The 22,128-nt window shown below is 72.4% G+C and carries 22 protein-coding genes; 9 read left to right on the forward strand and 13 right to left on the reverse strand.

From position 1 onward, the window contains the following. Window positions 1-59: 59 nt before the first annotated feature. Window positions 60-3,050 carry a UPF0182 family protein gene (locus tag Q5530_RS33950; RefSeq protein ID WP_415366898.1) on the reverse strand — a complete coding sequence of 997 codons (2,991 nt, stop codon included), beginning with the start codon at window positions 3,048-3,050 and terminating at the stop codon, window positions 60-62. Between the two features lie 106 nt (window positions 3,051-3,156). On the opposite strand from Q5530_RS33950, the gene Q5530_RS33955 reads away from it, so the two are divergent. After that, entirely contained in the window at window positions 3,157-3,699 is a 543-nt protein-coding gene (locus tag Q5530_RS33955; RefSeq protein WP_380641292.1) for a PPA1309 family protein, read from the forward strand. Between the two features lie 63 nt (window positions 3,700-3,762). Here the strand turns inward: Q5530_RS33955 and Q5530_RS33960 are convergent, their stop codons facing one another. Further along, window positions 3,763-4,845 carry a PDZ domain-containing protein gene (locus Q5530_RS33960; RefSeq protein ID WP_415366899.1) on the reverse strand — a complete coding sequence of 361 codons (1,083 nt, stop codon included), beginning with the start codon at window positions 4,843-4,845 and terminating at the stop codon, window positions 3,763-3,765. Window positions 4,846-4,925: 80 nt separating this feature from the next. Between Q5530_RS33960 and Q5530_RS33965 the strand changes: the two genes are divergently transcribed. Beyond that, a complete protein-coding gene (locus Q5530_RS33965; RefSeq protein WP_415366901.1) occupies window positions 4,926-6,224 on the forward strand; it encodes a zinc-dependent metalloprotease in 1,299 nt (432 codons plus the stop codon). A gap of 226 nt (window positions 6,225-6,450) precedes the next feature. Here the strand turns inward: Q5530_RS33965 and Q5530_RS33970 are convergent, their stop codons facing one another. Beyond that, window positions 6,451-6,978, reverse strand: a complete 528-nt coding sequence (locus tag Q5530_RS33970) for a M48 family metallopeptidase (RefSeq protein WP_380641297.1) — start codon at window positions 6,976-6,978, stop codon at window positions 6,451-6,453. Between the two features lie 196 nt (window positions 6,979-7,174). Here Q5530_RS33970 and Q5530_RS33975 point away from each other — a divergent pair, with 196 nt between their 5' ends. The 4 genes from Q5530_RS33975 to Q5530_RS33990 all read left to right on the forward strand — a co-directional run bounded on the left by Q5530_RS33975 (window position 7,175) and on the right by Q5530_RS33990 (window position 10,503). Continuing rightward, complete coding sequence (locus Q5530_RS33975) at window positions 7,175-7,330, forward strand: DUF5679 domain-containing protein (protein WP_015098458.1); 156 nt, start codon at window positions 7,175-7,177, stop codon at window positions 7,328-7,330. Between the two features lie 128 nt (window positions 7,331-7,458). Then, window positions 7,459-8,493 carry a ThiF family adenylyltransferase gene (locus Q5530_RS33980; protein ID WP_415366902.1) on the forward strand — a complete coding sequence of 345 codons (1,035 nt, stop codon included), beginning with the start codon at window positions 7,459-7,461 and terminating at the stop codon, window positions 8,491-8,493. Between the two features lie 61 nt (window positions 8,494-8,554). After that, window positions 8,555-9,865 (forward strand): ABC1 kinase family protein, encoded by a 1,311-nt coding sequence (locus Q5530_RS33985; protein ID WP_415366903.1) that lies wholly within the window; start codon window positions 8,555-8,557, stop codon window positions 9,863-9,865. A gap of 80 nt (window positions 9,866-9,945) precedes the next feature. Continuing rightward, window positions 9,946-10,503 (forward strand): hypothetical protein, encoded by a 558-nt coding sequence (locus tag Q5530_RS33990; protein WP_415366904.1) that lies wholly within the window; start codon window positions 9,946-9,948, stop codon window positions 10,501-10,503. Window positions 10,504-10,886: 383 nt separating this feature from the next. Here the strand turns inward: Q5530_RS33990 and Q5530_RS33995 are convergent, their stop codons facing one another. The 6 genes from Q5530_RS33995 to Q5530_RS34020 all read right to left on the reverse strand — a co-directional run bounded on the left by Q5530_RS33995 (window position 10,887) and on the right by Q5530_RS34020 (window position 16,073). Beyond that, complete coding sequence (locus Q5530_RS33995; protein ID WP_415366905.1) at window positions 10,887-11,078, reverse strand: hypothetical protein; 192 nt, start codon at window positions 11,076-11,078, stop codon at window positions 10,887-10,889. Next, the gene (locus tag Q5530_RS34000; protein WP_415366906.1) at window positions 11,075-11,998 is read right to left on the reverse strand and encodes a class I SAM-dependent methyltransferase; all 924 of its coding nucleotides are present in this window, start codon (window positions 11,996-11,998) and stop codon (window positions 11,075-11,077) included. Before Q5530_RS34000 ends, Q5530_RS33995 begins: the two co-directional genes overlap by 4 nt. Window positions 11,999-12,440: 442 nt before the next feature. Then, window positions 12,441-12,665 (reverse strand): hypothetical protein, encoded by a 225-nt coding sequence (locus tag Q5530_RS34005; RefSeq protein ID WP_380641308.1) that lies wholly within the window; start codon window positions 12,663-12,665, stop codon window positions 12,441-12,443. Further along, the gene (locus Q5530_RS34010; RefSeq protein WP_415366909.1) at window positions 12,662-13,060 is read right to left on the reverse strand and encodes a WhiB family transcriptional regulator; all 399 of its coding nucleotides are present in this window, start codon (window positions 13,058-13,060) and stop codon (window positions 12,662-12,664) included. Before Q5530_RS34010 ends, Q5530_RS34005 begins: the two co-directional genes overlap by 4 nt. A gap of 128 nt (window positions 13,061-13,188) precedes the next feature. Next, entirely contained in the window at window positions 13,189-13,413 is a 225-nt protein-coding gene (locus Q5530_RS34015) for a hypothetical protein (RefSeq protein WP_415366910.1), read from the reverse strand. Window positions 13,414-13,997: 584 nt separating this feature from the next. Continuing rightward, the gene (locus tag Q5530_RS34020) at window positions 13,998-16,073 is read right to left on the reverse strand and encodes an ATP-dependent DNA helicase UvrD2 (RefSeq protein ID WP_415366911.1); all 2,076 of its coding nucleotides are present in this window, start codon (window positions 16,071-16,073) and stop codon (window positions 13,998-14,000) included. Window positions 16,074-16,136: 63 nt separating this feature from the next. Between Q5530_RS34020 and Q5530_RS34025 the strand changes: the two genes are divergently transcribed. Beyond that, on the forward strand, window positions 16,137-16,886 hold the full coding sequence (locus Q5530_RS34025; protein ID WP_380641314.1) for a DUF4191 domain-containing protein: 750 nt from the start codon (window positions 16,137-16,139) through the stop codon (window positions 16,884-16,886). A gap of 94 nt (window positions 16,887-16,980) precedes the next feature. On the opposite strand, the gene Q5530_RS34030 is transcribed toward Q5530_RS34025, so the two are convergent. Next, window positions 16,981-17,439, reverse strand: coding sequence for an RDD family protein (locus tag Q5530_RS34030; protein WP_380641316.1), 459 nt, complete (start codon window positions 17,437-17,439; stop codon window positions 16,981-16,983). Window positions 17,440-17,631: 192 nt separating this feature from the next. Between Q5530_RS34030 and glnA the strand changes: the two genes are divergently transcribed. Continuing rightward, window positions 17,632-19,056, forward strand: coding sequence for a type I glutamate--ammonia ligase (gene glnA, locus Q5530_RS34035; protein ID WP_380641318.1), 1,425 nt, complete (start codon window positions 17,632-17,634; stop codon window positions 19,054-19,056). Window positions 19,057-19,118: 62 nt separating this feature from the next. Here the strand turns inward: glnA and Q5530_RS34040 are convergent, their stop codons facing one another. Beyond that, a complete protein-coding gene (locus Q5530_RS34040) occupies window positions 19,119-19,832 on the reverse strand; it encodes a DUF6338 family protein (RefSeq protein WP_415366913.1) in 714 nt (237 codons plus the stop codon). Window positions 19,833-20,103: 271 nt separating this feature from the next. Then, on the reverse strand, window positions 20,104-20,754 hold the full coding sequence (locus Q5530_RS34045) for a hypothetical protein (protein WP_415366914.1): 651 nt from the start codon (window positions 20,752-20,754) through the stop codon (window positions 20,104-20,106). A 191-nt stretch (window positions 20,755-20,945) separates the two neighbouring features. On the opposite strand from Q5530_RS34045, the gene Q5530_RS34050 reads away from it, so the two are divergent. Beyond that, a complete protein-coding gene (locus tag Q5530_RS34050) occupies window positions 20,946-21,158 on the forward strand; it encodes a hypothetical protein (RefSeq protein ID WP_380641323.1) in 213 nt (70 codons plus the stop codon). A 36-nt stretch (window positions 21,159-21,194) separates the two neighbouring features. On the opposite strand, the gene Q5530_RS34055 is transcribed toward Q5530_RS34050, so the two are convergent. Continuing rightward, window positions 21,195-22,124, reverse strand: coding sequence for an NADP-dependent oxidoreductase (locus Q5530_RS34055; protein ID WP_415366916.1), 930 nt, complete (start codon window positions 22,122-22,124; stop codon window positions 21,195-21,197). Window positions 22,125-22,128 lie beyond the last annotated feature (4 nt).

Raw genomic sequence — 22,128 nt, forward strand, 5'->3', positions numbered from 1 at the left:
GATGTGTCCGGGACCACCCGATCCAGTTGCTCGTTCAGCGGTTACCGCAGGTCAAGCGCTCAGCCGGTCGGTGTGGGCGACGGCTGCACCGCCGACGACGGCGCCTGCGTCGCGGCGGCGCTGGCCGACTCGAACCGCCTGGTGGCGTCGTCCAGGGCCTTGTAGGCGTTGCCCAGCGCGGCGAAGTCGCCGCTGGACTGCGCCGCCCTGATCTGCCCCAGCGCCGCCTGGATGTCCCGGACCGCCTGCTGGACGGTCGGGGACTGCCCGTCGCCGGTGTTCGGCGGCGCGGTCGGCGTCGTCGACGGCGTGTTCGACGGCGGCTGGTTGCCGTTGTTCTGGTCGGGGACCTGGGTGGAGGCGCCGGTGAGCACCTTCTCCAGGGCCTCGCTCAGCGTCGGGGCGTAGCCGACCTTGTCGCCGAAGCTGACCAGCACCTTGTAAAGCTGCGGGAACTGGGTGTTCTGGCTGGCCCGCTCGATGTAGATCGGTTCGACGTAGAGCAGGCCGCCGCCCACCGGGAGGGTGAGCAGGTTGCCGTACACGACGTTGGTCTGCCGCTGGGTGAGCAGGTTCAGCTCGCTGCTGACCTCACCGGAGGTCAGGAACTGCGTCTGGATCTGCTGCGGGCCCTTGGCCTCGTTGTTCAACGTGAGCACGCTGAACTTGCCGTAGTTGTCCGGGTCGGACCTGACCGTCACGTACGAGGCCATGAACTCGCGGTTCTCGCGCACCAGGGCGCTGGTCAGCTGGAAGCTGACCTTGCTCTGGTCGCCGGTCGGGTCGCCCGCCAGCACGTAGAACGGCGGCTGCTGGTCGCGCTGCTGGCTGCTCTGCTGCTGCTGGGCCTCGACCGTGGTGGCGTTGTCGATGGTCGGGTCGGACGGCACGGCCCAGAAGGAGACACCCGAGTAGAAGTCGCGCGGGTTGTCCACGTGGTACCGGGCCAGGATCTCCCGCTGGACCTTGAACAGGTCCTCCGGGTAGCGCAGGTGCTCGCGCAGCGACGGCGACATGTCGCCGGCCGGCTTCACCGTGCCCGGGAACACGCCCTGCCACGCCTTGAGCACCGGGTCGCGCTCGTCCATCGCGTACAGGCTCACCGTGCCGTCGTAGGCGTCCACAGTGGCCTTGACCGAGTTCCGGATGTAGCTGATCTCCCGGTTCGGCTGCTGCGCGACGCCCGGCAGCGAGTCCCTGGTGGCGTCGCTCAGGGCGGTGCGGCGCGCGTAGGGGTAGTTGTCGAGCGTGGTGTAGCCGTCGACGATCCAGGTGATGCGGCCGTCGACCACGGCCGGGTACGGGTCGCCGTCCACGGTCAGCCACGGCGCCACGTCCTCGACGCGGTCGCGCGGGTTGCGGTTGAAGATGATCCGCGACTCGTCGCCGATGGCCGAGTTGAACAGGATGTTCCGCTCGCCGTAGGCCGCGGCGAAGACCAGCTTGTTGAACAGCCCGCCGATGCGGACGCCGCCCTCGCCGTCGTAGGTGTAGGACGAGCCGTCGGTGTCGTACTCGCCGGGCGCGCCCTCGCCCCGGCCGCCGACGATGGCGTAGTCGCCGGGCTGGCCCATCTCGCCGAAGTAGGTCCGCGGCTGCTCCACGCCGAACGGACCGGGCTTGACCTGCCCGTCCTGGCCGACCTCGGCCGCCTCGAAGATCGGGTAGCCGCCGTTGCCGCCCTCGTCGACCGCCGAGTTGACCCTGCTGGCCTCGGCGAACACCATGCCGTTGCCGTGCGTGTAGATCAGGTGCTGGTTGATCCAGTCGCGCTGGGCCTGCGGGATGCCCGCGGTGTTCAGCTCGCGGACCGCCACGATGTAGTCCTGGAGCTGGTCGTCCACTTTGTACCGGTCGACGTCGAGCTTCGCCGGGAACGTGTAGAACGGCCGCAGCTGCTGGAACTGGGTGAACGTCTTGGAGATGACCGCCGGGTCGAGCAGCCGGACGTTGCCGACCGTCGCCTGGTCGTTGCGCAGCTCGTCCAGCGAGACGTTCTGCTTGCCGGCGTACGACTCGGTCTCGACCTTGTCGTCGGTCAACCCGTACGCCTGCCTGGTCGCCTCGATGTTGCGGCCGATCGACTCCGCTTCCTTCTCGATGGCGTTCGGCCGGACCGAGAACTGCTCCAGCACGGCCGGCCAGGCCGCGCCGACCAGGACGCTGGACAGCACCAGCAGCACGGTCGCGATCGCGGGGAGCTGGAGGTTGCGCAGCACCGCGCCCGCGAAGAAGGCCACCGCGCAGAACACGGCGATGAACAGCAGGATCAGCTTGGCGGGCAGCACCGCGTTGAGGTCGGTGTAGCTCGCGCCCTGGAACCGGGTGTTCCGGTCGGAGAACAGCAGCTGGTAGCGGTCGAGGAAGTACGCGGCCGCCTTGAGCAGCACGAACACGCCCGCGACGATGGCCAGGTGGGTGCGCGCGGGGCCGGACAGCTGCCCGCCGCGACCGGCCAGCCGGATGCCGCCGAACAGGTAGTGGGAGACCACCGCGCCGACGAACGACACGGCGGTGGCGATGAACAGCCACGACAGCAGCCAGGTGAAGAACGGCAGCTCGAAGGCGTAGAAGCCGATGTCGTGCCCGAACTCGGGGTCGGTCACCCCGAACTCGGTGCTGTTGAGGAACAGCTGGACCTGCTGCCAGTCACCCTGCGCCGAGGCGCCGGCGATCAGGCCGACCAGCGCGGGCAGGCCGATGGTGAACAGCCGCATCCGGCGGGTGACGACCGCGCGGTAGCGGGCCACCGGGTCGTCCGGCCCGGAGATCGGCACGAAGACCGGGCGGGCCCGGTAGGCGAGGATGAGGTTGAGCGCGACGAGGCCACCCACCAGCAGACCGACGGCGAGGAACAACCCGAACCGGGTCGCGAGCACCGTGCCGTAGACGCTGCGGAAGCCGACCTCGCCGAACCAGAGCCAGTTGACGTAGGTGCCGAGCAGCCTGGAACCGGTGATGAGACCGACCAGGACCACCGCACCGACGATGAGCAGAATCCGGCTGCGACGGGACAGCCTGGGCAGTCCGACCGGGGGCCGTGTGGCCACGGGGCACGCTCCTGGATCGCGGTAGTGGCGTTCGTACGATCTGTCCAACTCTACGGAGGGTCCCCGGGGTTCCCCGTTCGGTCCGCCGTTTCGGGTGGATGCGACCATGGCGGGCGTGTCAGCCGATGAGAAGCCCGTCGTGGTGCTGCCCGCGGTCGCCCGCGAGGTCGAGGAGTTCGTGTCCACCGGCGGGTGGAACCAGCCGACCCAGCTGTTCGCGCTGGTGCCGACCGCGGAGCTGCTGGCCCAGCAGCCCGAGCTGGCGGGCCAGCTCGATCCCGGGACGTCACCGCTGACCCCGATCGCGCAGGACTCGCTGCCCGACGCCGAGCTGGACCGGGCGCTGGCCGGCATCGTGTGGCCCGACGTCGTGCGCGGGTGCGCGCTGGCCCAGGAGATCGTGGTGCTGCCGCCCGAGGCCGAGGCGTGGCTGGCGGAGGAGGGCCTGGACGACGAGGCGGCGCGCCGGTTCGCCGCCGAGCACCCCGAGCGGCGCGAGGCGCGGCTGGTGGCGGCGGTGCTGCGGGACGGCTCGGCGGCGTGCGTGCTGCGGCTGCGCGGCACCGCGGAGGTGCCCGAGGAGGTCGTGGCGCACCCCGAGCTGGCGCCCAACCTGACGCACGCGCTGCTGGAGACGCTCAAGCCCTGATCGGGCCCGGTTCCCCGACCTCGCGCGCCCGGCCGGTCACCGCGGTGACCGGCCGGGCGGCCTCTAGCAGGCGGGGGCGTCCCCACCCCGGTTCAGGCTCTCCAGGGAGCTCACGGCGTCGTCGAGGGTCTCGACCCTGACCAGCCTGAGGCCCTCGGGCGCCTGCTGCCTGGCCTCGGCGCAGTTGCCGGCGGGCACCAGGAAGACGGTGGCGCCGCCCTCGCGCGCGGCGACCATCTTGAAGGCGATGCCGCCGATGCGGCCGACCTCGCCCTTCTCGTTGATCTCGCCGGTGCCCGCGACGGACTGGCCGCCGTTGAGCTCGCCGGGGGTGAGCTTGTCGACGATGGCCAGCGCGAACAGCAGGCCGGCCGACGGGCCGCCGACGTCGCTCAGGCTGATCTTGATGTCGAACGGCACGTCGGCGCGGTCGAGCGGCAGCACGCCCAGGAAGCCGGTGTCGCGGCCCTCGGCCGTGCCCAGGGTCACCGCGGCGGTCTTGCGCTCCCCCTCGTGCTCGAAGGTCAGCTCCACCCGGTCGCCGGGCTTGGTGCCCTCCAGCGCGGGCCGCACGTCCTCGGCGGTGGCCACCGGCCGGCCGTTGACCGCCAGCAGCCGGTCGTTGGGCTCCAGCACCTGGTCGGCGGCGCTGTTCTCGGTGATCTCGGCGGCGACGACCTTCACCGGGTGGTCCAGGTAGCGCAGGGCGGCGACCTCGGCGCTGCTCTGCGAGTCCTCGAACGCCTTGACGTTCTGGTTGCGCACGTCCTCCTGCGACTCGCCGGGCCGGAAGAACTCCTCGCGCGGCGCGAGCGCGTGCCGGCCGCTGACCCACAGGCCGAGCGCGCCGAACAGCGAGACGTCGTCCATGAGCGAGACCGTGGTCATGGTCAGCCGACCGCCGGTCGGGAACGTCCCCTGACCCTCGATCGACACCACGTCACCGCCGTTGACCTGGCCCAGCGTGTCGTAGGTCGGGCCGGGGCCCAGGGCCACGTAGGGCACCCTGGCGAACCCGCCGAGCAGGCCGAGGGCCAGCACGAGCAGGAGGCTGACCACGAGGGTCCACGTCCGCCTGGTCAGGCCGCGGCGCGGCGCGGCGGGGAGGGGGGCCGGTGCCTGGTCCACGGCGGTGCCTTCGCTCACGCCCCCAGCCTACGACCACCGCGTCACGCCCCTGGCGAACCGGTCCCGCGCGCGACCCCCGTCCCGCGTACCGTGGTGGCATGAGTGACCTGCCCTTCGGGTTCAGCTCCCAGGACCCCGACGACCGCGGCCGCAAGCCGGAGGACCAGGGGGGCGCGAACCCCTTCGACTTCAACCAGCTCGGCGCGATGTTGAGCCAGCTCGGCGCGATGTTCAGCAACGCGGGCACGTCGGCCGGGCCGGTCAACTACGACCTCGCCAAGCAGATCGCCCTCCAGCAGCTGGCCGCGCAGGGCGGCTCGTCCACCGGGTTCGGGCCGGACCAGAACAGCGCCGTGGCCGACGCGGTGCACCTGGCGGAGATGTGGCTCGACCCGGTGACCACGCTGCCCGCCGGCGCGCGCAAGGCCGAGGGCTGGACCGCGCGGGAGTGGGTGGAGCGGACGCTGCCGACCTGGCAGCGGCTGTGCGACCCGGTGGCGCGGCGGGTGTCGGGCGCCTGGGTGGACGCGATGCCCGCCGAGGCCAAGGAGGCCGCAGGTCCTCTGCTGTCGATGCTCGGGCAGATGGGCGGCATGGCGTTCGGCTCGCAGCTCGGCGGCGCGCTGGCGCAGCTGGGCGCGGAGGTGCTGACCTCGTCCGAGGTGGGGCTGCCGCTGGGTCCGGAGGGCACGGCCGCGCTGCTGCCCGCCAACATCGAGAAGTTCACCGAGGGCCTGGAGCGGCCGGCGAGCGAGGTGCTGGTGTTCCTGGCCGCCCGCGAGGCGGCGCACCAGCGGCTGTTCAGCCACGTGCCGTGGCTGCGGCAGCGGCTGCTGGACACCGTGGAGGAGTTCGCGCGCGGCATCACGGTCGACACCTCGGCGCTGGAGCAGCTGGCCGGCCAGGTCGACCCGAGCAACCCGGCGAGCATCGAGGAAGCGATGAAGTCGGGGATGCTCGAACCCCAGACCACGCCCGAGCAGAAGGCCGCGCTGACCCGCCTGGAAACCCTGTTGGCCCTGGTCGAGGGCTGGGTGGACGTGGTGGTGAACGAGGCCGTGGGCGAGCGGCTGCCGGGTGCGGAGGCGCTGCGCGAGACCCTGCGCCGCCGGCGCGCGTCGGGCGGCCCGGCCGAGCAGACCTTCGCCACCCTGGTGGGCCTGGAGCTGCGCCCCCGCCGCCACCGCTCGGCCGCGGCCCTGTGGAAGCTGCTGGGCGACCAGTACGGCGCCGAGCAGCGCGAGAGCGTGTGGGAGCACCCGGACCTGGTGCCCACCTCCGAGGACCTGGACGACCCGCTGGAGTTCGCCGAGCGGTTCGGCCGGACCCGCAAGGCCCTGGAGGACCCGATCGCCGAGCTCCAGCGCACCCTGGACGAGAAGGACCCCGACGACTGACCGCGAGTCGTACGCCCAGACCTCGCGAGTCGTACGTCCAGACCCCCCGAACTACACGTTCAGACCGCGCGAGTCGAACACTCGCGACCACCGTGTCGAACGCTCAGGACGGGTGAGTTCCACGTTCAGGACCCCCTGTGGGTCCCGATGTTCTCCGCGCGGACTGCCCGCGCACGGCGAAGGGCCCCGGGTGCGCCACCCGGGGCCCTTCGCCGTGCGCTCGTGTTCAGTCCTCCTCGGTGATCCCCAGACCGGCCGCGGCCGAGAGCCCCTCCAGGTACCCGACGGCCCGCTCGGCCTTCGGGTACCTGTGCACGAGCTGCCAGAAGTCCTTGCCGTGGCCGGGCACCCTCAGGTGCGCCAGCTCGTGCACCAGCACGTAGTCGAGCACCCACGCGGGCACGTCGCGCAGGCGTTCGCTGATCCGGATCGTGCCCTCGCTGGGCGTGCAGGACGCCCACCTGGTGCGCATCGGCGGCACCCACCGCACGCTGCTCGGCCGCACGCCGTCCAGGTAGCGGTCGGACAGCTCCTCGCACCGCTGGAGCAGCGCCGCGTCGGAGGTGCGCGTGGGCGACCGCCGACGGGTCTCGCTGCGCTGGAGGCGGCTGAGCATCTCCGCCACCCAGTGCTTCTCCTCGCTCTTCGTCATGCGGGCCGGCAGCAGGACGACGACGGTGTCCCCCTCGCGGTACGCGCTCACCATGCGACGGCGCCGAGCGCTGCGCCGCACCTCCACCTGCGGTTCGGGCATGGCGTTCACGGTAAGGCCAGGGGCCGACAATCCGCGGCGGCCAAGCGGCGGCCTGTGGATACCCGGACCGGCAGGTTCCCCCGAAAGGCGGCTGGACACGTTCGACGCGGCGTGCAGCGGGTCGGCGTTCCCGGAGGTAGCGTGCTGCGCAGCCCCGAGTGTGGCCCCCGCACTCTTGCGAACAAGGGAGGAAGCCGTGGCCGAGACCTACAACGGCTACTGCGTCAAGTGCCGTGAGAAGCGCGACTTCACGGGCGAGGTGCACGAGAGCAACAACCGCAGGATGGCCAAGGGCAAGTGCCCGGTCTGCGGGACCACGGTGACCCGGATCCTCGGCAAGGCGAAGGTCTGACCAACCGCGGGCGGCCGGGCCCCGCCGGTCCCGGCCGCCCGTCAAGCCCCGGCGTGCCGCCTGTGGACAACCCTCGGGCCTGTGGACAGGCGTTTTGCGGTTCCCGGGTTCGGCGGCACGCTGCCGGTGTGGAGCTACCCAACCGGCCCAGGGTCCTGCCCGGCCTGCCGCTGCTGCGCCGCCGGGACGACGTGGTGCAGGTCGGCACCGACCCCCGGCACGCGGTGCTCGTCGAGGACGTGCCCGCCCCCATGGCGTCCCTCCTGCTCGGCCTCACCGGCCAGCACACCCTCCGCGAGCTGCGCGAACGGCTCGCCCACCACGGCGACCAGGCGGCCGAGCTGCTCGGCGTGCTGCGCGGTCTGGCCCGCGCCGGGCTGGTCGAGGAGTCCGTGCCCGTCCCCCACGCCCGGCTGACCGCCGAGGCGACGTGCTGGGCGCTGCGCACCCGCCGACCCGCGCCGCACCTGCCCGCCGCCCGCGCCGCGCGGTCGGTCGTCGTGCACGGCGAGGGGCGGCTGGCGGTCGCCGTCGCCTCCCTCCTGGCGGCAGCCGGCGTGGGCCACGTCCGGGTGAACGCGCGCGGTCGCGTCGGCCCCGAGGACACCGGTTCGGGTTACCTGGAGGAGGACGTCGGCAGGCCGCGCGCGGAGGCGGCGGCGGACGCGGTGCTGCGGGCGTGCCCGGGGGTGCGGTCGGCGCCGCGCGACCCGGACCTGGTGGTGCTGGCGGACGCGCTGGTGCCCGCCCCGGAGCTGCTGCACGAGCTGGTCCGGTCGCGCACCTCCCACCTGGCCGTGCGGGTCCGCGAGGGCCTCGGCGTGGTGGGCCCGCTGGTCGTGCCCGGCCGCAGCAGCTGCCTGCGGTGCGCCGACCTGCACAGCTCGGACCTGGACCGGGCGTGGCCGCTGATCGCCGCGCAGCTGGTGGACCGACCGCAGCACGCCGACCTGGCCGCGGTCACCGCCACCGCCGGGATCGCGGTCGGGCAGGCGCTGCTCGCGCTCGACCGCGATCGCGAGCCCCGCACCAGGCCCCCGACCTGGGACGCCACCCTGGAGGTGGACGCGTTCGCCGGGGTCGTCGAGCACCGGATAGCACCGGTGCACCCGCGCTGCGAGTGCCGTTCCGCCGCACGACCGGCGGTGGGCGGGGCTGTGTAGTTTTTGTCGGAGAAGGACCATCCGCCGCGACGGCGCGACCTGACGGGGGGAGAATCACCGGGTGAGCGATATCCCGCGCAAGGCCGTGCAGCGCACCGCCAAGCTGGCCAGCCTGCCGCTCGGGGTGGCCGGTCGGGTGGTGGGCGGCTGGGGCAAGCGCCTGGCCGGCCGCAGCTCGGACGAGGTCAGCGCCGAGGTGTCGGCGAAGACCGCGGAGCAGCTGTTCGCGGTGCTCGGGCAGCTCAAGGGCGGTGCGATGAAGTTCGGCCAGGCCCTGAGCGTGTTCGAGGCCGCGGTGCCCGACGAGCTGGCCGAGCCTTACCGCGAAGCGCTGACCAAGCTCCAGACCGCCGCGCCGCCGATGCCGTCGCGCACCGTGCACCGGGTGCTGGCCGAGCAGCTGGGCTCCGGGTGGGCCAAGCGGTTCCGGTCCTTCGACGACGTCCCGGCCGCGTCGGCCAGCATCGGGCAGGTGCACCGCGCGGTGTGGCACGACGGCCGCGACGTGGCGGTGAAGGTGCAGTACCCGGGCGCGGACGAGGCGCTGGAGACCGACCTCAAGCAGCTGCTGCGGTTCAGCCGGGTGATCCAGGCGATGATGCCGGGCGCCGAGGTGAAGCCGCTGCTGGAGGAGCTGCGCGACCGGTACCTGGAGGAGCTGGACTACCGGACCGAGGCGGACAACCAGCGGGAGTTCGCCAGGGGGTTCGCGGACGACGAGCACGTGCTCGTGCCGCGGGTGGTGGCCAGCTCGCCGAAGGTGATGGTCACCGAGTGGACCGACGGGACACCGCTGTCCAAGATCATCCGTGACGGGTCGCGGGAGCAGCGCGACCTGGCCGGGCAGCTGCTGTCGGAGTTCCACTTCTCCGCGCCGAGCCGGTCCGGGCTGCTGCACGCCGACCCGCACCCCGGCAACTTCATGCTGGGTGGGGACGGTCGGCTGCGGGTGCTGGACTTCGGTGCCGTGGCCCGCCTGCCCGACGGGCTGCCCAGGCCGCTGGGCCTGATGACCAGGTTGGCGCTGGAGGGGCGGTCGGCGGACTTGGAGGAGCTGCTGCGGACGGAGGGGTTCATCCGGCCGGGGACCGAGCTGCACGCGGAGGACGTGCTCAACTACCTGGCGCCGTTCGTGGAGCCGCTGCGCACCGAGACCTTCCACTTCACCCGCCGCTGGCTCCAGCAGCAGGCGGAGCGCGTCGGCGACCTGCGCAGCCCGGACATGCAGACCGGGCGGTCCCTGAACCTCCCGCCCCAGTACCTACTTGTCCACAGGGTCACGCTCGGCGCGACCGGCATCCTCTGCCAGCTCGACGCGAAAGTGCAGGCCAGGGCCATCGTCTCCCGCTGGCAGCCCGGCTTCGCGGACTGAGTTGTCCACAGCCCACCGAGTTGTCCACAGATCCCGCACCTCCCCTGGCCCCTCCCCCGCCACCCGCCGAAGATCAAGCCATGACCACCGACGTGATCAAGACCGCGGACCTCGAAGCCACCGGCGTGCCCCGGCACGTCATCGACCTGAAGTGCCGGCCCGGCGGGCCGTGGCAGCGCGTCCTGCCGGGCGTGCTGCTGCTCAGCGCCGCGCCGCCCTCCCGTGACCAGCGCCTGCGTGCCGCCCTGGCCTACGCCGGCCCCGGCGCCGTGGTGACGGGCGTCGAGGCGCTGCGCGCCCAGGGCCTGCCCGGCCTGCCCGACGCGCCGGTCATCCACCTGCTGCAACCCGCCGCCCGCCGCCGCGCGTGCACGACCGAGCTCCTGCTGGAACGCACCACGCGCCCACCCGGGACGGTGGTCCGCGCCGGCCTGCGCCTGGCCGAACCGACCAGGGCCGTGCTGGACGCCGCGCGCCGCGAGCCGCACGCGCTGCGCCGGCACCACCTGCTGGCCACCACCGTGCGCTCGGGGCTGTGCACGATCGCGGGACTGGAGGTGGAACTGGCGGCGGGCAGCAAGCGGGGCAGCGCGGCACCGAGAGCGGCCCTGCGCACCCTGAAAGCCCTGCTCCGCTGACCTGCGCCCGTTGTGGTCGGCTGGCTCTGCCGGGGTTGACCTGGTCTGCCTGGTCTGCGGGGTTGGCCTGGTCCGCGGGGTTGACCCGCGTTGCCAGAGTCAGCCTGCTCTGCCGAGGTCGGCTTGACCTGCCTGGGTCGACCCGCGCTGCCGAGGTCGGCCTGGTCTACCGGCGTGGTCTGCCCTGCCGGGGTGGTCTGCCCTGCCGGGGTGGTCTGCCCTGCCGGGGTGGTCTGCCCTGCCGGAGCTGGCCTGCTCTGCCGAGGTTGACCGGGCTGTCCCGCCGGGCGGGACGGTCACCGTCCCCGAACCCGACCCATCCCACCCCGAGCCCGAGCCCGATCGACCACTTACCTCACCGCTGGAGGTCCTGCCGAGGCGTTCTACAACCAGTAGTCCGTGGGCAGCTTGCCCTCGATGTCCCTCACGTGGGTGCGCGCGCACCCGTGGCACAGCCACTGGTCGACCCCGCGTTCCCGCTGGCGGACCCAGGCCAGCAGCTCGGCGGCGTCGGAGACCGACTCCCGGGTCCGCCCGCAGCGGGCGCAGGAGTCGGGCTCGTCACCACCGGTCACGGCTTGCGCCCCAGGTGGACGGTGCCGGCGGTGAGCAGGAAGACGTCGTCGCGCAGGCCCAGGTAGGCGGGGTCCTGCGGGTCGAGGAGCCGGCGCACGGTCTCCCGGTCGGAGGGGTGCAGCAGGTGGCCGGCGACGTCCCGGTGCCAGGTGAGCTGGTTCACCGCCCAGTCCCGCACGGCCTGCCGGGGCGGTGCCGGGTGGTCGACCAGGTAGCTGAACGCGGTGATGTCGAGCATGGCGAGGTCGGCCAGCACGGTGTTCCAGCCACCGGGCAGGCGGACCGCGCCCTCGATGTTCTCGCGCATCAGTGCGAACCAGTGCGCGCGGGCACCGGACAGCCGGTCCGACAAACCGGGCTCGCCCACACCCAGGTCCCAGGGGAGGAACTTGCCGTCCAGACCACCTTCGGCCAACGCCAACCAACCGCCGGGCGAGACCGCCTCGACCAGCCCGGCCACCGCCGCACGCTGATCGGGGAGGTGGTGCACGACGTTCGAAGCCCACACCAACTGCGCCGGACCCGCGAGGTCGACCGGGCGCTCGGTGGACAGGTCCGCCAGCACGGGCCGCACCCGCACCGAAGCCGTGGTCGTGTCGCTCTCGTAGGCCGCCGCTGAACGGGCGGCGGTCGTGGCGGCGTCCAGCATCTCGGGCGTCCCGTCGACGAGCACCAGCGTCCCGCCACCTCGGGCGGACAGCGCTTCGACGAGCGCCACCGCCATCCCACCCGTGCCGCACCCGACGTCGAGCACGGTCGGGCGGTCGGGCAGGGGGCGGACGAGCCTGCGCGCGACTACGCGGCGCGCTTCGGCGTCGAGTTCGTCGACCTGCCGGAAGAAGGCCAGGCGGGACGACCAGTCGATTCCGTCCTGGGTCCGTGCGCGGTGGTGGTGGTTGTGGTGAGGGTGAGCGGGCACACGTCGCACCGTACTCACGGCCGCTCGGGCTTTCTTGCCAGAAGCACGTCACTCGCCACGGTGGGTGCCGACCACGATCCGACTGAGCTGGGGTGATGCCGAGAGTGAGACCGATGCTGGACACGCCTTGTCCCGACTACGGCCTGGAGTGAATCCGGCCGTGCCGGACATGGGCTGTCCCAGCGCGGGCGTGGCAGCCCACGGCCGGGCAGGGCACAGCACGGCCGGGCAACGGGGGCAGGGCACGGGGGCGGGGCAGGGCGCGGGAAGGCACTCGGCGCGCGGGCACCTGACGCGCAGGCACCTGCCTGATGCCGGCACCCGCTACCTGCCCGGTGCCGCCACCTGCCCGGTGCCGGCACCAGGCGCGGTTCCGCAGTGGTCGTGGACGCGACGCGGCCCGCCCGCCCCGTCGGAACGGGGTGGGCGGGCCGGTCTCGCATCAGATCGCGCGGGCCTTCAGCGTGGCCTTGCGCTGGGCCCATCCGGCCAGCCACCGCCATCTGCGGGCGACGACGAGGCGGTGGGCCAGCCGATGCTGTTGGGCGAATATCTCCGCTTCATGCATTCGGGATCTGGCGAGGTTTTCTTCGAGAAGCATGGGGTTACCCCTGGGGTTCAGTTCGATGATCATCGCTTCGTCGCTGGTGGATCGGTAGCTGGTCACGCGGCGGCCTCCTGGCTCTTAGCCCCCCGGACGACGGTTGCGGCGGGAGCCGCGGGAACAACAGGTGCCGCGTCCTTGCGGGGACGTCCACGGGGACGCTTCCGCGCGATCACGGCACCGCGCTCGAAGATCTCGCCACCCCAGACCCCCCAGGGCTCGTGGCGAGCGAGCGCACCGGCCAGGCACTCGGCGATGACGGGACAGGTGGCGCAGAACTTCTTGGCCTCCTCCAGCTCCGCCGGAGCGTCGGCGAACCAGAGGTCGGGGTTGTTGGTGCGGCAAGGAAGGTCCAGACCGGCCTCGGGCGCGGTGTCGATCAGCGAGGCGACACCGGCTCCGTTGAAGTCGGACTGGTTGGACAGCGCCCCGCTTATGGGGACGGTCGCGGTCAACATCAGGTGGGCTCCTGTCAGGTCTTGCACGGGGTTTTTCGTCCTCAAACCGGGTTGGACAAACACAAAGGCCGCGGATCCGGTTACGGGTCCGCGGCCTTGGTGAGCTTCGTGGCCTGACAGCTGGTGTGTCAGGTACTTCGCTCTCGCGCGGACGGCGCAACGTTCTGAGTCGGGACAACGGTCGGGGCGAACAGCGCCGCCACCTGGATCAGCTGAACTCGCTTCGAACCCCACACGAGGCTTCGGCGATCGCGGGCAGACTTCTCCCCCGCGACATGAGCGGCGCCGGACAGCGGGACAGCACCGATCGTCGGGTAACCGGGCGTCTTCTCGCACATCACCAGGATGTTCACAACCGGCCACCTCCTCGGGTGTCTCGTCTCGACTGCAGCTCTTGAATCCCCAGCGGGCGCTCCGCGCCCGGCCTCAGCAGGTTATGACCCTGCGCACGACGGGGGCAACCTATTTTCCGAAGAACCTGTCGATCGGGTGAAGTTTCCTCGTTTGCCCTGTACAGAGCGCTGCGGGGGCGGACACCGCTCTCGCCCGCCGGCGGGCACGCCGGTCCCGCGCGACCCACCCCGGTCAACCGGTTCGCCACGCCCACCACCCGGTCCAGTCGACAGCGCGAGCGCCGCGTCCCGGGCTCACGTGGGCCCTGGAACACGCGCTCCACACGGACCTTGGCCCGTGGGCGGCCCCGCCGCAACGCATTAACCGTCCGGCCGCGCGCCCGACCGGCAGGTCCACGACACATTCGCTTCAACGGCGCGGGCCCCGACAGCAGAATCCGGCCGGGCCGACCAGCAGGCCGCCGCTCGGGCCACCGTCCGGCGACCCCCGCCCAGCAGAGCAGCCCGCCGCACCGCAGAACGCCACCCGGCGCGGGCCGACCAGCAGACCGCCACCCAGTGACCGCCGCACCGCAGACCGCCGCTCAGTGACCGCCGCGCACGAGGGAGAGGACGTCCTCCCCGTACCGGTCGAGCTTGGCCGCGCCGATACCGGCGATCGAGACCAGGCCCGCGACGTCCTCCGGGCGCTGCTCGGCGATCGCCACGAGCGTCGCGTCGGTGAAGACCACGTACGCGGGCACCTTCAGCTCCCGCGCCCGGTCGGCCCGCCACGCGCGCAGCCGGGTCAGCAGCTCCTCGTCCAGGTCCGACGGGCACGAGGCGCACCGCCCGAGCTTGATCGCCCGCGAGTCCACCAGCGCCGACCCGCACACCCGGCACTGCGGCTTGGGCTTGCGCTGGAGCGGCTCGCGCTTGGCCGCCGCGGTCAGGCGGGACGCGGGGTGGTCCTCCGGGATCAGCCCGTAGAGGAACCGGCTCCGGCGCCGGTAGCGCCGACCGCCCGAGGCGCGCGCCAGCGCCCACGACAGCCACAGGTGCACGCGAGCGCGCGTCACCCCCACGTACAGCAGCCGGCGCTCCTCCTCGATCGCCGCCTCGTCACCGTCCGCGTGCTGGATCGGCACGGTGCCGTCGACCAGGCCCACCAGGAACACCGCGTCCCACTCCAGGCCCTTGGCCGCGTGCAGGGACGCGAGCGTGACGCCCTCCACGGTCGGCGGGTGCTGGGCCTCGGCGCGCAGGTCCAGCTCGGCGCAGAACCTGGGCAGGTCCGTGCCGTCGACCTCGCCGACCATCTCCTCGGCCAGCTCGACGAGCGCGAGCAGCGACTCCCACTTCTCCCGCGCCGCGCCGCCGGCGGGCGGCTCGTCGGTGAGGCCGATGCCGGACAGCACCTCGCGCACGACCTTCGGCAGCTCACCGGACGGCTCGTGCGCCGCGGCCGCGCGCAGGGCCACCATCGCCTGCCGCACCTCGGCGCGCTGGAAGAACCGCTCGCCACCGCGCACCTGGTACGGCACGCCGACCTCGGCCAGCGCCTGTTCGTAGAGCTCGGACTGCGCGTTGACCCGGTACAGGACGGCGATCCCGCTGGCCGCCACGCCCTCCTGGTCCAGCAGCTCCTTCACCCGCCGGGCGACGGCGGCCGCCTCCAGCGACTCGTCGTCGAACTCGGTGAACGTCGGCCGGGGGCCCTCGGGGCGCTGCCCGATCAGCTTCAGCCGGGAGCCGGCGGGACGGTCGCGCGCCCAGCTGATGACCTGGTTGGCCAGGCCCACGACCTGCGGCGTCGACCGGTAGTCGCGTTCCAGCCGCACCACGGTGGCGTGCGCGAAGCGGCGCGGGAAGTCGAGCAGCGGGCGCGGCGAGGCGCCGGCGAAGGAGTAGATGGTCTGGTTCGCGTCGCCGACCACGGTCAGGTCGTCGCGGGCGCCCAGCCACGCGTCGAGCACGCGCTGCTGGAGCGGCGTGACGTCCTGGTACTCGTCGACCACGAAGCAGCGGTAGCGGTCGCGGAACTCCTCGGCGACCTCGCCGTGCTCCTCCAGCGCCGCCGCGGTGTGCAGCAGCAGGTCGTCGAAGTCGAGCAGCTGCGCCTTGTTCTTGAGCTCCTCGTACGCGCGGTAGACGCGGACGACCTGCTCGGCGGGCGCCGGGGTGTCGCGGTTGGCGCGGCCGGCCGCGGCCGGGTAGTCGTCGGGCGCGATCAGCGACGCCTTGGCCCACTCGACCTCGCCGGCGAGGTCGCGCAGCGAGTCCGTCTCGGTGGACAGGCCGACCCGGTTGGCGGCCTGGGCGACCAGGCGCAGCTTGTTCCGGTCGATCAGCTGCCACGGCTCGCCGCCGACCACGCGCGGCCAGAAGTAGCGGAGCTGGCGCAGCGAGGCGGCGTGGAACGTGCGGGCCTGCGCGCCGGCCACGCCGAGCGCGCGCAACCGGGTGCGCATCTCGCCGGCCGCGCGCGCGGTGAACGTGACCGCCAGCACCTGACCGGCGGCGACGTGCCCGCGCTGGACCAGGTGGGCGATGCGGTGCGTGATGGTGCGGGTCTTGCCGGTGCCCGCGCCCGCGAGGACGCAGACCGGGCCGCGGGGGGCTTCCACGGCGGCGCGCTGTTCCGGGTCGAGTCCCTCCAGCAGCCGGTCCATGCGCTGCATCCTCGCAGAGCACACGGCGTACTCCTGTGATGGGGCGACGCGGCGCGCCGTATCCTGGTCGGCATGGCTGGTAAGCAGGACAAGGCGGCCGCCAAGGCGGCGGCCAAGGAAGCGTCGAAGGCGCGGCGCGCGGCATCGAAGGAGCGCCGCGGCCAGATCTTCGAGGCGTTCAAGATGCAGCGCCGCGAGGACAAGGCGCTCGTGCCGCTGATGCTGTTGTGCCTGCTGGGCGCCACCGCCGCGGCGTTCCTGATCGGCCTCATCTGGGACATGCAGTGGCTGCTGCTGCCCATGGGCATCGCGGTGGGCGCGCTGCTCGCGGTCATCGTGTTCGGCCGGCGGGTGCAGCGCACCGTGTACGCGAAGGCCGACGGCCAGCCGGGCGCGGCGGCGTGGGCGCTGGACAACCTGCGCGGCCGCTGGCGGGTGACGCAGGCCGTCGCGGGCACGACCAGCGGCGACATGGTCCACCGGGTCATCGGCCGGCCGGGCGTCGTGCTGGTCGCCGAGGGCGCGGCGCACCGGGTCAAGGGCCTGCTCGCGCAGGAGAAGAAGCGGATCGCGCGGGTCGTCGGCGACACGCCGATCTACGACGTCATCGTCGGCTCGGACGGGGACCAGGTGCCGCTGCGCAGGCTCCAGGGCCACCTGATGAAGCTGCCGCGCAACATCTCGGCCGCCCAGGTCGACACCCTGGAGAACCGCCTGGCCGCGCTCGCCGGCCGGAACGCCCGCGGCGCCGCCCTGCCCAAGGGCCCGCTACCCCAGGGCGCCAAGATGCGCAACGTCCAGCGCGCCATGCGCCGCCGCTGACCAGCACTGATCCGCCCGATCGGGCGGGATGGGCCATCCACCTCGGCACCGCGAACCGCACCCGGCGGCGCGGTGCCGAGGTGTTCCGGCGGCTTCAGCGAACCCGGATGACGACGGTGCCCGCGGCCTTGTCGTGCAGGCCCCTGCCGTCGGCGTCCCAGACCACGGCAGGGATGACGGGGAAGATCAACGCGGTCCGCAGGGCCGCCCGGGGCAGGCCGACGGTCCCGGCGCCGTCCAGGCGGGCCACCCGGAGGCCGAACAGCGCGTGACCAGGGGTGAAGCCGAAGAAGCCGACCGCGACGATGGTGATGGCGAACCAGGCCAGCAGGCTCCAGTTGCGCGGCAGCTCGGGCAGGGTGAACAGGCCCGCGACCCCGCCGGAGAGCAGGAAGTCGACGAGGATGGCCACCGCGCGGCGCCCCGTGGAGGCGATCGAGCCGGGCCCGGACGGCGGCAGCCCGAGGCGCTCGCCCTTCCACCCCTGGGGGGAGTTCCCCGGCTCCAGGGCCGAGTTGGGGCCAGACAACCACGAACCGGTCCACTTGCTCACCCCACCAGAGTAAGGCCGTGCTCAGCGGGTGAGGAGCGGCGGTCGGGTTGCCCGACCTGGGCGGCCCGTTAACACTGGCGAAACACCAGGGTGACTGCTGGGCAACACCGCAGTCTTAGTTTCGCCACGACGGCAGGCCGCACCACGCAGCGGCGTCCAACCGCGCCCCACGCAGTAGAGGAGTCGACGAGGGTGTTCAAGAATCCCGACGAGGTCCTGAAGTTCATCTCCGACGAGGGCGTGAAGTTCATCGACGTCCGCTTCAGCGACCTGCCCGGCGTGATGCAGCACTTCACGCTGCCGGCCTCGGCGTTCGACGAGGACGCCATCAACGAGGGTCTCGCGTTCGACGGCTCCTCCGTGCGCGGCTTCCAGTCCATCCACGAGTCGGACATGCTGCTGCTGCCCGACCTCTTCACCGCGCGCCTCGACCCGTTCCGGATCGAGAAGACGCTGATCGTCAACTTCTTCGTGCACGACCCGTTCACCCGTGAGGCGTACAGCCGCGACCCGCGCAACATCGCGCGCAAGGCCGAGCAGTACATCACCGAGTCGGGTATCGCGGACACCGCGTACTTCGGCGCCGAGGCGGAGTTCTACATCTTCGACTCGATCCGCTTCGACACCACCGCGAACGCCTCCTTCCACGAGATCGACGCGATCTCCGGCTGGTGGAACACCGGCCGCGACGAGGACGGCGGCAACCGCGGCTACAAGGTCAAGTACAAGGGCGGCTACTTCCCGGTCACGCCGACCGACCACTACGCCGACCTGCGCGACAAGATGGTCCTCAACATGGAGGCCCAGGGCTTCACCGTCGAGCGCGCGCACCACGAGGTGGGCACCGGCGGCCAGTCCGAGATCAACTACAAGTTCAACACGCTGCTGCACGCCGCGGACGACCTGATGCTGTTCAAGTACATCATCAAGAACACCGCGTGGCAGGCCGGCAAGACCGTCACGTTCATGCCGAAGCCGCTGTTCGGCGACAACGGCTCGGGCATGCACACCCACCAGTCGCTGTGGAAGGACGGCCAGCCGCTGTTCCACGACGAGTCCGGCTACGCGGGCCTGTCGGACATGGCGCGCCACTACATCGGCGGCATCCTGCACCACGCCCCGTCGCTGCTGGCGTTCACCAACCCGACGGTGAACTCCTACCACCGCCTGGTGCCGGGCTACGAGGCCCCGGTCAGCCTGGTGTACTCGCAGCGCAACCGCTCGGCGTGCGTGCGCATCCCGATCACCGGCAACAACCCGAAGGCCAAGCGCATCGAGTTCCGCTGCCCCGACTCGTCGGGCAACCCGTACCTGGCGTTCTCGGCCATGGTGATGGCCGGCCTGGACGGCGTGAAGAACAAGATCGAGCCGCCGGCCCCGATCGACAAGGACCTCTACGAGCTGCCGCCGGAGGAGGCCCGCGACGTCAAGCAGGTGCCGGCGTCGCTGGACGCGGTGCTGGACAACCTCGAGGCGGACCACGAGTTCCTGCTGGAGGGCGGCGTGTTCACGCCGGACGTCATCGACACCTGGATCACGTTCAAGCGTGAGCAGGAGATCGACCCGCTGCGGCTGCGCCCGAACCCCTACGAGTTCGCGCTCTACTACGACGTGTGATCGATCGAGCGTCGTGACGAGAGGCCCGGTGTCCCCGAGGGGACACCGGGCCTCCGGTTTCCTCAGTCCCTCCGAACGGCCACCAGTTCACCCGTGACGCGGTCGCGGTACTGGATGCGGAGGTACTTGATCTGGTTCGCGGGGACCACCACGCGGGCCCAGCGCTCGCCGATGGCCTCCTCCACGTGCTCGTCGCCGCCGTCCAGGGGTTTGCCCAGGTAGGTCAGCGACGTGCCCTCCAGGACGAGCTCCCGTTCGTCCGGTGGGCCCGACGCGGTGTGCGAGCGCAGGAAGCCGAAGAAGGACGTGCCGTCCGTCAGGTGGACGTGCACCCAGGGGACGGTGCCCGGCGGGCGGTCGTGGCGGAAGACCTGGTGCCACGCGGTCTGCTGGCGCACCGAGGTGATCTCGCGGCCGCGGTGGGCCAGGAGGCGGTCCGCCAGGGCGGCCAGGACGCAGGCCACCGCGAGTTCGGCCACCACCGAGGTGACGACCAGGGTCAGGTGTGAGCGCGCGTACGCCGCACCCCCGGTGACCAGGCGGTCCAGGGGTACCACCACGTCGGTCCTGAAGGCCGCTCGGACCAGGGCGCCGGTGCCGAGGAGCAGCGCGCACGACAGCAGCGTGAACGTCAGGCTGCCCAGGGCCACGCGCGCGGCCTCGCGGAACGGCGACTCCTTGTAGCCCGCGCGCCTGCGCTCGCGCAGCAGCTCGAACACGATGCCGGGCGCGACCAGGACCAGGAACGACGCCACCGCGCCCAGGGTCTGCGGCACCACTAGCGCGTGTCGCCCCGGATCGGGGGCGGCTCGGTCGGTTCGGAGTCCAGGTAGGTGAGCGGCGCACCGCTCCCGAAGGTCGGCTCCCCGGGAGGTCCGTAGGAACCACCTGTCGGGAACACCGTCAGTTCATCGGGTGGTGCGCAGCGCTCGTCGTCCTCCGCGCGGTCGATCTTTTCGACCGGTTCCGGCTCAGCGTCCTCGGTGCTTCCCACGGCGGCCTCCCTCCGGGGCTCCTACCGGGAAGTCGCGGGGCGCGCACGCTGTGTTACGCCGGGAACGGGATGCCGGGCACCGTGATCTCCCCGCCGGTCGGGGCGAGTTGACCCACGATGCCCCCGAACGTCAGCGCGAACGTCGTGCCCGCCCCGACGGGCCGGCGGTCCAGTTCGACGATGCCGCTCAGGGTGGAGTTCCGCGCGACCGCCGCCGACCACCTGCCGGCCCCCGGCGACGCCCGGTACTCGCGCTGCGCGTCGTCGACGGCCGTGATCGAGGAAATCGGCAGGTCCATCTTCGAGGTGCTGGCGTTGATCGCGGTGACGTGGATCCTCACCCGGCCGGACCGGTCCTCGACCTCCGTGACCTCCACGGTGAGCAGGCCGCGGGTCTGCTTCCAGGAGCCGGTGACCGACTTGGCGGGTCCGCTGGGCGGTGCGGTCTCGGAGGTGGCGGGGGCGAGCGCGCCGTTCAGGGCGGGGGTGTCGTCGGAGGGGGAAGCGGTGGTGGTCCGCTCGGTGGAGGTCGTTCCGTTCAGGGTGACGCTCAGCGCGCCCACGCCGACCGTGCCGGCGGTGACCGCCTGGACCACGCCCAGCAGCACGAGCACGCCGAGCACGACGGCGCTGATCCTGAGGGCCGCGCCGCCCCTGCGGCGACGGGACCCGCGGTGAGAACCGCGGTGGAGCTGGTCGGCCATGACGTCCTTCGTCCGGGCACACAGGTACGAACGTGAACATCCCCCATACGAGCGACGTCAGTTTCGGTGGTCCGAAGGCACGTAGTCAATGGACAAGGGCCCCTCATCGACGCTGCGTAGTCGCCGGACGACCTGATGTCTACAGCGGGGCTGTTCATGCTCCGTTCGTGGCAGCCGGTTAGGGTCGCGCCGTGTCTGAAGACGTCGCAATCGCCGCGCAGGTCCTGTCCACCAGCATCTTCGACTCCGCCGCCGAGGCGATCGAAGCGATCGCCGCCGCCGACGTGCTCGGTCTCGGCGTCCGGGTCGCCAACCGGCTCGTCGCGGAGGACGAGTCCGACGAGCTCGTCGAGGAGTGGGTCGTGGAGATCCTCACCTCGGTGCCGACCGCCGACGAGGAGTGAGGCGGAGGGCCCCGCCCCGGGGCCCTCCCACCCCCGTCACACCGTCAGCACGACCTTGCCGCGCACGTGCCTGCCCTCCAGCAGGCGGTGCGCCTCGGCGGCCCGCTCCAGCGGGAAGGTCCGCTGCACCTCGACCACCAGCTCACCGGCGCCCGCGTGCCCGGCCAGCCACCGCAGGTCCTCCGGCACGGGCTTGGCGTAGGCGTAGCGCCCGCCCAGCTCCAGCACGTTCGTGTCGACGATCGACACGATCCGGCTGTTGTCGCGCACCAGCGCCGGCGAGTCGTTCAACGCCGCGCCGCCCACGCAGTCGAACACCACGTCCACCTCGCCGTCGCCGCCGACCAGCTCGGCCACGTTGTCGACCAGCGCGTCCCCGTACGCCACGGGCTCGGCGCCCAGCGACCGCAGGAACCCGTGGTTGCGCGGCGACGCCGTACCGATCACCCGCGACGCGCCCAGCAGCCGCGCCACCTGCACCGCGAGGTGCCCGACCCCACCGGCGGCGGCGTGCACCAGCACCACGTCACCGGGCCCGACGCCGACCTTGCGCAGCGACTGCAACGCGGTCAGCCCGGTCAGCGCCAGCCCGCCGGCCTGCTCGAACGACAGCGACGCCGGCTTGTGCGCCAGCCCCCGCTCCGTCGCCGCGATCAGCTCCGCGTACGCGCCGTGCTGCACGTGGTCCTTGCGCTGGTAGCCGAACACCTCGTCGCCGGCCGCGAACCCGTCCACCGCGGGCCCGACCGCCCGCACCACCCCGGCCACGTCCCAGCCCGGGACCAGCGGGAAGTGGTGCGGTGCCACCCCGGCCAGGTGACCGGCGCGCACCAGCAGGTCCACCGGGTTCACCCCGGCCGCCCGCACCTCGACCAGCACCTGGTCCGGGCCGATCACCGGGTCGGGCAGCTCCACCGGCCGGAGGACCTCGGGGTCCCCGAACTCGTCCTGCGCGATCGCTCTCACGCCA

The organism is Saccharothrix sp. BKS2, assembly GCF_047689505.1.
In the GTDB taxonomy this organism is placed as follows: Bacteria; Actinomycetota; Actinomycetes; order Mycobacteriales; family Pseudonocardiaceae; genus Actinosynnema; species Actinosynnema lopnurensis.